The sequence below is a fragment of the Allopusillimonas ginsengisoli genome, from assembly GCF_004153455.1.
Taxonomy (GTDB): Bacteria; Pseudomonadota; Gammaproteobacteria; order Burkholderiales; family Burkholderiaceae_B; genus Allopusillimonas; species Allopusillimonas ginsengisoli.
Window position 1 is genome coordinate 67272 of sequence record NZ_SDQE01000017.1, and the last position, 11907, is coordinate 79178.

An 11907-nucleotide genomic window follows, 5' to 3' on the forward strand; every position below is an offset into this window, starting at 1 on the left:
GCGGGCGCACCTACGGAATGATAGCAATATCTCCGACGGTACAATGATGAGTGCGCAAAGCGCATCCTACTTTGTCTCGCACGTTTGCCTTTCTGTTACGCCCAACCACAATGACAACTGAACCTCCATGGATGGCTCACGGTTATCCCAACATCTGGCTGCCCTACGCCCAGATGAAAACCTGCGCGCGCCCACTTGCTGTCGTCCGCACCGCCGGCAGTCGCATCGAGCTCGCGGATGGCACCAGCCTGGTTGATGGCGTGGCGTCATGGTGGACGGCCTGCCATGGCTACAATCATCCACATATCGCCCAGGCAATACATGAGCAGCTGGAATCAGCGCCACACGTCATGTTCGGTGGGTTAGTGCACGAGCCCGCGCTGAAACTGGCCGAACGCCTGTGCGCACTGCTTGGCCCAGGGCTGGATCGCGTATTCTTTACCGAATCGGGCTCCGTTTCGGTCGAAGTCGCCATCAAAATGGCAATGCAATTCTGGGTTAATCAGGGGCGTCCTCGCACTCGAATCCTGGCGTTCAAGGGCGGCTACCATGGCGACACCTTTGGCACTATGGCCGTTTGCGATCCCAAGGTAGGCATGCATGCCGCTTTTCAGGGCATGCTGACCGACCACGACATCCTCGCCCTGCCACAAGACAGCACAAGCGATGCCGCACTAGACGCCTTTCTGCAGCGCCATGGCGAGAATACTGCCGCCATTCTGGTCGAACCGTTGATACAGGGTGCGGGTGGCATGCTGATGCACGACCCTGAAGTGTTGCGCCGCCTGCGCAAGCTGGCCGACCGCTACGGCATATTGCTGATTTTTGACGAGATCTTTACCGGCTTTGGACGCACAGGCACGCTCTTCGCCTTTGAACAGACAGGCGTAAGGCCCGACATCATTACGTTGTCCAAGGCGCTCACCGGCGGCACCCTGCCCCTTGCCGCAACGGTCGCAAGCCAGCGCGTGTTCGACGCCTTTTGGTCAGAGGATCCATCGCACGCCTTGATGCACGGCCCCACTTTCATGGGCAACGCATTGGCCTGCGCCGCAGCCAACGCCTCACTGGACCTGTTCGAGCAGGAATCGCGCGTGGAACAAGCTCAATCGCTAGAAGCCGCGCTGCGCGAGGGTCTTGAGCCTTGCCGCGCGCTACCTGGCGTACGCGACGTACGCGTTCTGGGTGCAATCGGTGTCGTCGAGCTTGAACATGCCCCTGACCGCGAGGCCTTGCGACAACGTTTCGTGGATGCCGGCGTCTGGATACGCCCCTTTGGCAGGGTTGTTTACCTTACACCATGCTTTACCATCGACGCATCCGATTTAAGTACATTGACCTCGGCCGTCTTCAACGTTCTTGCTTCACCTTAGCCGCCCTCGGGGTTATAACCGCTAAACCCCATCATCTCGGACAATGTTCGAATCAGCCTGCCCGCGATTTTGCGCACCATGTGCCCGCATGGTAGGCATCGCGCATGGCACTCAGCCGCGAAACAAGTACGCCTCCAGCGATGCGCGCTTCATCTCTATCGAATAGCCAGGGCGCTGCGGCGGTATATATGCCGCGTTGCGAATCACGCAAGGGTCCACAAAATGCTCATGCAAATGATCGACGTACTCGATCACCCGGCCTTCCTTGCTGCCTGAGATGCATAGATAATCGATCATGGACAGATGCTGCACATATTCGCACAAGCCCACGCCTCCCGCATGTGGGCAAACCTTCAGGCCATACTTGGCTGCCATGAGCATGACAGCCAGCACCTCATTCACCCCGCCCAAGCGGCATGCGTCTATCTGCACAACATCAACCGCGGCTTCCATGATCAACTGTTTGAACATAATGCGGTTCTGGCACATTTCGCCGGTGGCGACCTGCATGCGCCCTTGCAAGGCCTCCCGGATGCGGCGATGGCCTGCAATATCATCGGGACTCGTAGGTTCCTCGATGAACCAGGGCCGCGCAAATACCAGCTGTTCCAGCCACGGCACCGCCTGTTCAACCTCCCATACCTGATTGGCGTCAATCATCAAGATGCGGTCCGGACCCAGCACTTCGCGCGCAATACGTACACGACGGATATCATCCTGCAAGTCTCTGCCGACCTTGAGCTTGATATGCGAAAACCCGGCATCGACCGCTTCGGACGCCAGGCGGCGGAGCTTGTCGTCATCGTATCCCAGCCAGCCCGCCGAGGTGGTGTAGCAGGGATAGCCGTTTGCTACGAGATCACCCAGGCGCGCAGCCTTGCCGTGTTCGCGCTCGCGCAGCAATGCCAGGGCTTCTTCCGGCGTAATGCAATCGGTGATATAGCGGAAATCCACCAACCTGACGATCTGTTCAGGGGTCATGTCAGCCACCAGACGCCATACCGGCTTACCCTCTGCCTTGGCCCAGAGATCCCAGGCCGCATTGACAATCGCCGCGGTGGCCAAGTGGATGGCGCCTTTGTCCGGGCCTATCCAACGCAGTTGGCTGTCCGAGGTAACATGGCGCCAAAAACGGCCCATGTCTTCGGCAATCCAGTTCAAATCCAGGCCGGCCACCAAATGCGCCATCGCGCGGATGGCGGCGCAGCAGACATCGTTGCCGCGGCCAATGGTGAACGTCAGCCCATGTCCTGCCAACCCGGGTGTATCGGTATGCAGGATCACATAGGCCGCTGAATAGTCTGGATCCGGATTCATGGCGTCCGAACCGTCCAGGCTCCGAGACGTGGGAAAACGCACGTCGAGTACTTCCAGGGACTGAATAATGGTCATGATGAAGCCTGAGCTATTTGTCGATCGACATATAAAATATTTTTTTATATGAACTCATAATTATTATTCAGAGGTTAGCCAGAATCTCTGATCCACTTGAGAACAAAGGGTTATTACGGATGCCAGAACGTGTTTTGCGTTGTCGCCGATCAACAGATTTTTTGCACGATCGAGCAAGGGCGAATCTGCCCATCCACCCCAGCTCCTCGGCACGCCCTTCCCGTGCTCTCGCGCTGACCCATGAGGCGATCAGGTCATTTGTGCAAAAAAATTCTATGGGATATACTCTCGGTCTTTCGGGGCGTAGCGCAGCCTGGTAGCGCACTTGCATGGGGTGCAAGGGGTCGCGAGTTCGAATCCCGCCGTCCCGACCAGAAATAACGGTTTATGGTGCCGTCAAAATCACCATAGATCGTCAAAAACCCGCAACGCCACTGGCGTTGCGGGTTTTTTATTGCCCGATACCTGCCGCATGAGTACGTATGCCCTCGCCTGCCACCACAAAATTTTTGGGGTATGTTTGGGGGTATGCGAAAACTTTTTGGGGGTATGAAAAGTGGCGCGCGTCATTCCACCGTTGACCGACTTGCGCTGCCGGCAGGCACGATACAGCCCGACTGGGCGGAAGAAGCTCTTTGATGGTGGTGGCTTATATCTGGAATTGACGACTGCAGGCAGCAAAATATGGCGGATGAAATATCGTCAGCTAACCGCAAAGAAAATGCGCGCCAAATTCCGAATACGGAAAGTCGGCCTTACCTTCACACCCGTCGTCAGGTAGTGCTTAAACCGACGCATAGCCTTCATCACAATCGTGTTCGGCCCGACGTAGTGCAAAGCGGTAAGCGCGTCCAGCACCAGCGGTTCATCAACCAGAAAATGGCGCTCTTTGCCTTTCTCCATAATACGCACGCTGCCCTTCTCCGCTGTGGGCAAAGGATCGCCATCGACGACCCTCACCAGAGGAAAAACGATTTCCATATTTAAACGCTCCTGAAATAGAAAAGGCCGTCCCGAAGAATGGCCCGAACCACTCAAGGCGCACTAATTACCATGCTACTGGCTCGACAGTTGCCGATTTAAAGATGCCAGGATGCTGTTATCCAGCTCTAAACCGGATGTTCACGTTGATTTGATAAAAGCTGTTTGTTTGAAATTGACCGTTGGTTTCATCCACCACGACCTAAGACGCCACCAGGCATTTGAGATCGCCAGATAACCAGTAGGCAAAACGTCCTTCAAGTGCATCGGCCAGCAAAGCCAGTGATCTGGAGCCAACACGCACGCGGTCAAGGCACTGGATTAAGATCTGGCCCGGCTTGCGCGTATAGGGCTCCGCTGCCATACCCGCCATGAAGGCTTGTCCATACGGAATATTCAGCCGACACCACTGAACTCCTCAGGCGGCTCGAAAAAAGAAACCCTTGCCGCAGACCTTTGCATCACAGATAAGGATGAGATCAAGTTCACGTCAAGGGCTTCTTTGGTCACCGGCCGGATTGCGGAGGTAGGTCCATCTCAAGCCGAGCCAATCGGCGATGCTGAATGGCGCGAGAATTGAGGCGGGCTACCGTTGGGCGTATTTTCGGACAGTAAGTGAATTGACGGAACTTTGCGAAAAACTGCGCAAAAAATCAACACGATAGAGCTTGTCTCTACCTAACTCAGACTTGATCTCACATACACTGGCTGGTCAGGTCTGAGTTGGGCAGGTCACACCCGCTTTCTTCCAGAAAAAATTATTTGTGGAGGGCCGCCTGAGTTCATAACAGACAGCGATCTTGATACTTTCAGCCCTGCCGCCGTACTTGGCACGCCATTTATAGAACGTAGCGCTGCTCATACCGTGCTCTCGGAAAAATTCTGGCACGGGCGTGCCCGCTTCGGCCTGCTTAAGGATGGCGATGATCTGGCTGTCGGTAAAGCGTGAGGTCTTCATGCAAAATTTCCTGAATACTGCTGTTAGAAAATTCTACCTTTAAGACCGCTACTTTTCTGGGGGGATTACCGCTTCATGTCTGTCTAAAATTGAAAGACGACATTTCAGTCTGGGAGCATGAAGGTCAGCGTCCCACTGGAGCGGAGCTTCATTCGAATGTCACCGTCGCCAAAATAGACTTTCACAAAGTAGCGAGCGAAACCGCTAAAAGAAGAACAGGGAGGGCCATAATGCTGCGGCGGCAATAGGCGCACCGAATGTATGGGGCCTTCTTCATAAGTCAGCAATTATCCTGAAACCAACATTGGGGACGCTAACGAGCTTAGCCACCTTTGGAACGCTCTTTGTCGGTTGTGTCGCGTCGACGTATAGTCGCCTCTTCCTTCTGCGATGTTCCGTTAGTCTTCGGCGGTTCTTCCTTGAGGATCGCGATCGCTTTGGAGCCGTCCAAATCCGTGAAAACGTAGCCAACAGGCTCCCCAGGAGGGCCGTTGCGAACTGGAATTCCAGCGGTAGGCCAACCATCAATCTTCTTCAGGTCGACCACCTTACCTTGAATGAGCACTTCAGTGTTAGTGGCATCGCTTTTCACCTTGTAGACGGAGTCGAGTTTGACAGGCCAGAGTCCATCGTCGGGCGACCTAAAATCACATTTTGCCGTTGAGGACCGCAGATCCGTCCTCACGACTTCCACAGTCTTGTTGCTACAGGTCGTAAACTTAACCTTACCTTCTTTGACCGGCGAAGTTATAAGTCCTAACGTGGCCGCGCCGTCTTTCTTGTACTCGAAGTAGCCTTCGGTTGCATAAACTTTGGAAAAATCTGCAGCCAAGCATGAGGATGCTCCTGCAATGGCAGCGCTGAAAAGCAGGAAATATCCGCATATTTTTGCATTCTCCATCACCGTTCTCCTAGTGCGGTCTGGAAGCGCCTCTAACAGAGGCCAACACCGAGTCGTGGCCGCGCACTTCGTATATCAAACCTTCGGTGTTGTCGATCTCACCCGCACAGAGCATGTAATAGCTGTTCTTGTCCCCAAAAACCAGCCGAAGGCCATCTCTCTTCATACAAGTTTCATAGTCCTGCCGTTCCACCGAACCGAACCCCGGTGAGTCGACCAAGGCCCGGATATTGATGCCTGAGCGGTCCCAGCGTTGTGCAGCGCTGTCTAGGGCCGCCTCTTTCACGAACGGAGAGATGAACATGACTAACAACGTGGAGCCAACGAATACTGCGACTATCTGAACGTACCAAGTCGAGGAAAGCAGGCGACGACCTGAGGAACTAAGCTCCTTTGTCCGGACTCCTGAATGACGACGCCAGAGCGCCAGGCCCCAGACTAACACCGCGATACCGACAATCCATGACCATTGAGTCTTGAGAAGCCAAATAGCTGCAGGTGCAGCATAAATGAAGATTGTCTCAATACCCAGGTCCAACTCGGCAACGCTGATGCCGAAAGCACCCAAGTAGTAGTTGAGATAGGCCCAACCCAAAAAATAGACGAACACCGCCGGGGCTGCGACCACCATTGCACTGATCAGTTTGCTCTGGTCATGCTCCTCCCCATTTGAATCTCTCATCGTAGCCCTCCTCCTTCGCGTCGTCGCGCCAACTTTTTGTCTCAAGACGTAGCAAGGTTGAGGATAGTGCCTCTATCAATTACGCCAGGCTGGTAACAGGAAGCTATCCATAGGCGTCTGTCGCCTCACACTACCTTTAGAGAAGATTGGCTACGCAATTAACGTATTCCCGCTACTATCGAGTTGCGAGACTGCTTCGCCCCGCGTCGGGGGACTCCAGCGTATTATTATGGAATCGTGTCCGAAGACAAGTGCCCTCGAAATGAGTCGGATAATTATAGCCAAACGAACGACAAACCGGAATGGGCTGGTATATCTGTGAAGTGAACATCCAAACTGGTAGGCGGTGGGACTGCCTCAGGTCGCTTCTGTCTAACAGATCGAACACAACTTGTCAGATCAAATCCAAAAAACAGAAACAGCTCTCCCCCTTCAGTTTCCTATAATCCTCGCATCGAATAATAGTGCCGCCGCCGCATCCATCGCTAGCTGCTCCACACCCTTCACTCCATCCTACCGGAGTTCGCCTTTGTGGGTGATTCGGGTACCGCGCAGCAGGTACAGCGCAAGCATCTTGCCCTCGTCCGACAGCATGTTGACCGTCTTGCTCGCCCAGAACGACGAGTGAACCTTTCCGTAATCTCTCATGTCAGGGCCCTCCCATCCGTCCCGTGAATAACCCTAGAAAAAGGCTGAATAGCCCGTTGGTAACCAAACTGTTAAGGTATCTCGAATAAAGCTATGCATGTTGGATCTCTTCGGCGGGACGGCGAAGCACTTCCCATCGGATAGACGGACAAAGACGCTCGCAAGGGACACCGGTAAGGCGTTCTATTTCCGGCGCATGCTCCGCAGGCACGTTTCGGCCTTGCTTTTTCCATTGGTTAAGGGCGCCACGACTAACGCCAAGCGCTCGGGCCAAAGCAGCTTCAGATCCGTATTTTTGGGCTGCCTCTTCGAGAGGGTGCCGACGCAGTTCTGTATTCATGCCTATAGTCTAGTTTCTCTATACCTTTAAGTGAAGAATATATAGACCATATATGTACAGATTTTCTCTACACTTGCCGCTATGAAAATGAATCAGTGGATTCGCGCTGCTCGCACCCATGCGCAGCTCACCCAAACACAACTGGGTGAGCTTTTAGGCGTCAGCAAAGGGAATGTTTCTGCGTGGGAGAATGGCCACCATGAAGCCAGCGTTGATCAAATCAATAAAATCGCTGAAATTACCAACTTTTCCGAAGGCCTGAGTCTATCGATAGCTACGGCCGGAAGACAAGATGGTGGAGTATGGGTCGGCTGGCCGTTTGAGGAAATTGATCAGAATAAAATTCGCTCTCTGAGTCGAGATTCTGTTATTACTTTGCAGGCCGCCATCCTGATCGCTGCTGGTCAGGTCGGCCTGGATGTGAAGAAAAACATTTAGCCCAGGCTTGTAGTGAGTGACCACTATTAGTGGGTGGTTGCACAAGCATGGTGTAACGAGAATTTCTAATCTTTATCTTACAGGTAACTAAATGAGAAAAATAATACTAATCCTATCCTTACTGAGTCTTACCGGATGCGCGTATACCTCCCACGTTCCTAGCGCCAATGGGGCCGCCGAGGTCATGCCCAACCGTCGCATAGATGCGCCGGCTGCGGTAAGGATTGACCCCGAACTGAGTAACCTCACTCGAAAAGTTAATACCGGCTTTGTTTGCGGGGCTCATACCTACACTGTGGATCTTGGGTCAGGCATTTCGGAGTCGATACTTCAAACTATGGAAGGTGCGTTCAAGCAGGTCGCCCGCGTAGACTCACAATCGGAAGTGCAGCCAGGTGCGTACTTCCTTGATTTCTATCTATCCGACTTTGCTCCTCGATTACGCTTCTTACCGGGATTCTGGTCTGCAACAGCAGATGCGGATACAGAGTTGGCAATTCGTGTGCGAGCCACCAACCCTCAAGGAAAACTTGTTCTTCAAACAACTGGGCGTGGTCAGGGGAACGCGGAGGAGACAGGAGGGTGCACCGAGGGAGAAGAACCTATCACGGAAGCCACACGAAAAGCGCTCCAGCGCACCATGGAAGACCTAGTTCAGAAGTTGGTAAACACACGCATTCTTACAGATGAAACGAAATAGCAGCTTTGCTGTGGCGCAAAAAAGCTCAACAGTAACGGTGAAGGGAAAAGTTGCCGCCCCTGCCAACCTCGTTTGCCCGATGTGCGGAAAACGAGGTCATACTAAGGATTGACGTGAGGGGCTCAGGATGATCGCGCATTTACCGAAGATTTTGATGCACCTCACACTATTTCTAATACTGGGGTTAAGCCCGATACTAGCCGAAGCTCGCAACACGCCCTGCTCCGGCAGTAAACGCGGCATCTCGCATTGCGCAGGAAGCAGGTTCGTCTGTAATGACGGATCCATTAGCGGATCTAAAAAGGTGTGCTCGATGCCTGGAAGCAAACCGCAAGGATTGATGCCAGCCCCGAAGGGCAAGTCAGCGACATCCTGCGACTGCCGAAGTGATACGTATTGCACCGGGCCACGCGGAGGCAGGTATTGCTATTCAGACAGCGGGAAGAAGAGTTACTTGCGAAAGTAAGTTGAGGTGAACGACAGGGAGAATGGTGGATATGGGAAACTGTCGCGCAAGCTTGGTTTCCCTTGACCAAAGCTGGCCGACAGATAAAGATGGTTAAAGCGATGGGTCGCTGTCTACCAATGTTCGTAATTGCGGCAGCGGGCGCTGTGGCTACGTACACAGCCAGCCGCTTCTTTTAAAAGCTTGAAAGCTGGTTTTCTGCTCTCAGCTCATGTAATCAAAATTTAGTTTGATGTGGGGATATGAGAAAGAAAGGGTGCAAGTATGACCGACGAAGAAATATTGAAGCTTCTGACTACGCCGAAGGTAGTGCTGAATCCTAGAGCGCGGGGTAAAGTCGACAAAGGCGTGCGAAAAATAAATTATGACCTTTCTTCGGATGTCGGAAAGTTTTGTCTTTACATTCGTCAGAACGTTAGAATCAGCTTCAATTTTTCGTGCGGTCTGTTGTATTTTGGTTCGAACGGCAATGAGAGGATCACGCTGGCTAGGTACAACGGCAGCGATCATCCTCATGTGAACGCCATGGACGGATTGGGTCGGTTACTTAGAGGTTGTCATATCCACAAGGCAACGGCTAGGTACATTGCAGCCGGTAAAAAGCCGGAGGGGCACGCTGAGCCAACAGATCGATACGCTGACCTACGCGGAGCGATCATTGCAATTGTGGACGATTGCCGTATAACCGGATTACCATCAAGCTTGACTGAAAACGAAAACTCCCATGCGCAAGCGCAACTAGATCTATTTGATACCTGTGACAATTGAGACTAACGCCCTTCGAGAAAACCTCTGTGCCGCGTTCTGCAACAACGTGGAGGTGGGAGTTATTGACTCTGAAACCGTTTCGATTTCTCTTCCGCTATCTGGTCGAGATGGAGATCAAGTGATCGCCTACGCTACGCAAATGACTGGCGGCTGGCGAGTGTCAGATATGGGTACCACACTCATGCGACTCAGTTACGAAAACGATCTATCTAAGCTGCTAACTGGTGCCCGGCAAAAGCTATTTTCATCCATTCTCGCAGAAAGCGGGCTACAAGAGCATGATGGAGAGATTTTTACAGAAGTGCCCGCTGACGCACTTACTGGCGGATTATTTACTTTAGGCCAAGGAGTAATTCGGCTTGAAGATTTGGGGTTGTGGACTCAAAATAGAGTCGAAAGCACATTCTATGATGATTTAAAGGCAATCATTGCAGACATTGTTCCAGACGCCGATCTAGTTGAGAATTATATTGTTCCTAATATCGAAGGAGCGGAAAACTATCCGGTCGATTTCTATATTAAAACGCAGAGTAACCCGTTATATCTTTTTGGCGTGCTCAACAAAGATAAGGCCATGCTTAGCACGATTATTATTCAACACTTGCGAGCCAGTGGTGCCAAGTTTGATGCAATGGTCGTCTACCAAGATATTGACGCGGTACCCCGCCAGCACACCAAACGCCTCATGAGTGCCGCCAATGATACTGTGGCATCAATCGGTGAGCGTGACGCAATTAAGGAAAAAATCGAGCATAGGCGCGCTGCATAACGCCATATCGCTAGATTCAACACTTTCACCCCATCCGATTCGACGGGTTTTCTTTTTCCTACACCTGATGGGTCTTGAGCCAGTCCCGAAGCGCATGATTCATACGAGTCTGCCACCCATCGCCTCCGGCCTTGAACGCCTGGACGATATCGGCGTCATAACGCACGGTCAATTGCACTTTGGGGGTGTCGCTCTTTGGACGCCCTACCCGCTTGAGCTGCTTAAATTCGTTTTTCGACAGCTCATAGGTATCCGGATCAGACTTGATTCCGGCATCAATCGCAGCATCTTCTTCGGGCGTCGGCAGTATCAATCCCTTTTTAAGCTTCGACATAGTTCTTTACCTCTCTGCTATTGGCCTTGCGCAGACTGATGATATGCATCGTGTTGCGTCGCTGCGTGAACACCACACAGTAGAGCCTGTTTTGAATCACGCCGTACCCAATTCGCCGTAATCTCGCCGAGTATCCGGCTTTGCCATCACTGACGACCAGTCTAGCTCATAAGCCAGCGACAGCGACACGCCATGTTTGGTCTGGTTCGCTTTGTCTTTGGCAGGGACAAAGGTGATATCCATTCACTTATTGTAGCTACATAAATAAAGAAAAACAACAAACTGAATACCTATCCTGGACTGCAACAGACTAACAGTTGCTTGTTGCCAGAGGAACGTCATCTGCAGCGTCTACCGCCACTTGAGATCGGAATGCCAGCCTGCCAACGGTCATAGTCAGCTTGCATCTACAAGCCACATGCTCGCCTTAGGCGCCGGCACCCATGTCGACAGACGCATAGCCAGCTCTGGAGTGATGCGCGCATTGTCATTGATAAAGTGCGAAAATCGTACCCGCGAAACGCCAAGCTGTATAGCTGCCCACGTCACCATTACGACAATACGTAGTTTCATGGGTGTCCCCAAGAAATACGGCTGCCGGGCGCCCAGCAACCGATGTGAATCGGACGTTGGGAAGATCCAGTGCTTGCAACACAGCAGGAAGGCAGAAGGCGGTTCTCTCAGTGTGTGGCATATAACTACAACCCGCGAAGGTGAAGCAAGCACCAAGATAGCCGCCTTTGTCGCCGCTGCCACACGGCGATATCGGACGATATCGCGAGCAAAACTGACGCTGCGGTGCCTTTCCCTGGTTCTGATGTTTCAGAACGACGGCAACGTTCTTTAAGATTTTAGAATTCAGGAGAGGGTGCGCAGAAACGTGTACTTTCATTAGGGGAACCCAGTTCCTTTCGAGGCTGGGTGTGCCGCTAGCTGGCTAACAGCATGAGCAAGAACAGCAATGACCGTACTTGCTTGCAACTGAGAGACAGCTTTATCGTCATCGAAATCATGGCATCGCCCCGATTGCATCGACGGTGTCAAACGCATTTGGAATTTGAGCCACTTCGCGCAGGATTGCGCAAAGTAAATTTGAACCAGTGATTATTTAGCTATGGACGGGAAGTGTCCGGCCTTGCGTTGTTGTTTGAGCCGGT

At 52.6% G+C, this 11907-nt stretch carries 13 protein-coding genes, 1 tRNA gene and 2 pseudogenes; 7 read left to right on the forward strand and 9 right to left on the reverse strand.

Annotated elements, in window-relative coordinates; translation table 11 throughout:
• Nucleotides 1-110: 110 nt before the first annotated feature.
• Complete coding sequence (locus ERE07_RS20250) at nucleotides 111-1373, forward strand: adenosylmethionine--8-amino-7-oxononanoate transaminase (RefSeq protein WP_130010844.1); 1263 nt, start codon at nucleotides 111-113, stop codon at nucleotides 1371-1373.
• 111 nt (nucleotides 1374-1484) lie between these two features.
• Here the strand turns inward: ERE07_RS20250 and ERE07_RS20255 are convergent, their stop codons facing one another.
• Nucleotides 1485-2765, reverse strand: coding sequence for an L-fuconate dehydratase (locus tag ERE07_RS20255; RefSeq protein WP_130010845.1), 1281 nt, complete (start codon nucleotides 2763-2765; stop codon nucleotides 1485-1487).
• 297 nt (nucleotides 2766-3062) lie between these two features.
• Here ERE07_RS20255 and ERE07_RS20260 point away from each other — a divergent pair.
• Nucleotides 3063-3139: transfer RNA gene (locus ERE07_RS20260), tRNA-Pro, on the forward strand.
• 182 nt (nucleotides 3140-3321) lie between these two features.
• Nucleotides 3322-3546 (forward strand): Arm DNA-binding domain-containing protein, encoded by a 225-nt coding sequence (locus ERE07_RS22275; RefSeq protein WP_342366253.1) that lies wholly within the window; start codon nucleotides 3322-3324, stop codon nucleotides 3544-3546.
• On the opposite strand, the gene ERE07_RS21760 is transcribed toward ERE07_RS22275, so the two are convergent.
• The 6 genes and pseudogenes from ERE07_RS21760 to ERE07_RS20285 form a co-directional block, all read right to left on the reverse strand.
• The gene (locus ERE07_RS21760; RefSeq protein WP_167671033.1) at nucleotides 3468-3746 is read right to left on the reverse strand and encodes a hypothetical protein; all 279 of its coding nucleotides are present in this window, start codon (nucleotides 3744-3746) and stop codon (nucleotides 3468-3470) included. The genes ERE07_RS22275 and ERE07_RS21760 overlap by 79 nt on opposite strands.
• Before the next feature lie 802 nt (nucleotides 3747-4548).
• Nucleotides 4549-4704: pseudogene (locus ERE07_RS20270) on the reverse strand (transposase); the annotation flags it as partial.
• A gap of 322 nt (nucleotides 4705-5026) precedes the next feature.
• A complete protein-coding gene (locus ERE07_RS20275) occupies nucleotides 5027-5605 on the reverse strand; it encodes a hypothetical protein (RefSeq protein WP_130010846.1) in 579 nt (192 codons plus the stop codon).
• 10 nt (nucleotides 5606-5615) lie between these two features.
• Nucleotides 5616-6287 (reverse strand): hypothetical protein, encoded by a 672-nt coding sequence (locus tag ERE07_RS20280; protein WP_130010847.1) that lies wholly within the window; start codon nucleotides 6285-6287, stop codon nucleotides 5616-5618.
• A 513-nt stretch (nucleotides 6288-6800) separates the two neighbouring features.
• Nucleotides 6801-6935 (reverse strand): hypothetical protein, encoded by a 135-nt coding sequence (locus ERE07_RS22200; protein ID WP_280634387.1) that lies wholly within the window; start codon nucleotides 6933-6935, stop codon nucleotides 6801-6803.
• Nucleotides 6936-7026: 91 nt separating this feature from the next.
• Nucleotides 7027-7275 (reverse strand): transcriptional regulator, encoded by a 249-nt coding sequence (locus ERE07_RS20285; RefSeq protein WP_130010848.1) that lies wholly within the window; start codon nucleotides 7273-7275, stop codon nucleotides 7027-7029.
• Nucleotides 7276-7362: 87 nt separating this feature from the next.
• On the opposite strand from ERE07_RS20285, the gene ERE07_RS20290 reads away from it, so the two are divergent.
• From ERE07_RS20290 to ERE07_RS20310, 4 genes are all read left to right on the forward strand, one after another.
• Nucleotides 7363-7713: a helix-turn-helix transcriptional regulator gene (locus ERE07_RS20290; protein WP_167671035.1), complete on the forward strand. Its 351-nt coding sequence runs from the start codon at nucleotides 7363-7365 to the stop codon at nucleotides 7711-7713.
• A gap of 184 nt (nucleotides 7714-7897) precedes the next feature.
• Complete coding sequence (locus ERE07_RS20295) at nucleotides 7898-8413, forward strand: hypothetical protein (RefSeq protein ID WP_130010850.1); 516 nt, start codon at nucleotides 7898-7900, stop codon at nucleotides 8411-8413.
• 730 nt (nucleotides 8414-9143) lie between these two features.
• A complete protein-coding gene (locus ERE07_RS20305; RefSeq protein WP_130010851.1) occupies nucleotides 9144-9647 on the forward strand; it encodes a hypothetical protein in 504 nt (167 codons plus the stop codon).
• A gap of 52 nt (nucleotides 9648-9699) precedes the next feature.
• Nucleotides 9700-10416: a DUF1828 domain-containing protein gene (locus tag ERE07_RS20310; protein ID WP_280634388.1), complete on the forward strand. Its 717-nt coding sequence runs from the start codon at nucleotides 9700-9702 to the stop codon at nucleotides 10414-10416.
• Between the two features lie 58 nt (nucleotides 10417-10474).
• On the opposite strand, the gene ERE07_RS20315 is transcribed toward ERE07_RS20310, so the two are convergent.
• Complete coding sequence (locus ERE07_RS20315) at nucleotides 10475-10750, reverse strand: BrnA antitoxin family protein (protein WP_130010852.1); 276 nt, start codon at nucleotides 10748-10750, stop codon at nucleotides 10475-10477.
• Nucleotides 10737-10993: pseudogene (locus tag ERE07_RS20320) on the reverse strand (BrnT family toxin). The gene ERE07_RS20315 and the pseudogene ERE07_RS20320 overlap by 14 nt, the downstream one beginning before the upstream one ends.
• Nucleotides 10994-11907 lie beyond the last annotated feature (914 nt).

Bases quoted from the DNA above. Each gene is read 5' to 3' on its own strand.
- ERE07_RS20315 (WP_130010852.1), bottom strand. From the start codon at position 10,750: ATGTCGAAGCTTAAAAAGGGATTGATACTGCCGACGCCCGAAGAAGAT.
- ERE07_RS20285 (WP_130010848.1), bottom strand. From the start codon at position 7,275: ATGAATACAGAACTGCGTCGGCACCCTCTCGAAGAGGCAGCCCAAAAA.
- ERE07_RS20280 (WP_130010847.1), bottom strand. From the start codon at position 6,287: ATGAGAGATTCAAATGGGGAGGAGCATGACCAGAGCAAACTGATCAGT.
- ERE07_RS22200 (WP_280634387.1), bottom strand. From the start codon at position 6,935: ATGAGAGATTACGGAAAGGTTCACTCGTCGTTCTGGGCGAGCAAGACG.
- ERE07_RS20290 (WP_167671035.1), top strand. From the start codon at position 7,363: ATGAATCAGTGGATTCGCGCTGCTCGCACCCATGCGCAGCTCACCCAA.
- ERE07_RS20250 (WP_130010844.1), top strand. From the start codon at position 111: ATGACAACTGAACCTCCATGGATGGCTCACGGTTATCCCAACATCTGG.
- ERE07_RS20305 (WP_130010851.1), top strand. From the start codon at position 9,144: ATGACCGACGAAGAAATATTGAAGCTTCTGACTACGCCGAAGGTAGTG.
- ERE07_RS20295 (WP_130010850.1), top strand. From the start codon at position 7,898: ATGCCCAACCGTCGCATAGATGCGCCGGCTGCGGTAAGGATTGACCCC.
- ERE07_RS20255 (WP_130010845.1), bottom strand. From the start codon at position 2,765: ATGACCATTATTCAGTCCCTGGAAGTACTCGACGTGCGTTTTCCCACG.
- ERE07_RS21760 (WP_167671033.1), bottom strand. From the start codon at position 3,746: ATGGAAATCGTTTTTCCTCTGGTGAGGGTCGTCGATGGCGATCCTTTG.
- ERE07_RS20275 (WP_130010846.1), bottom strand. From the start codon at position 5,605: ATGGAGAATGCAAAAATATGCGGATATTTCCTGCTTTTCAGCGCTGCC.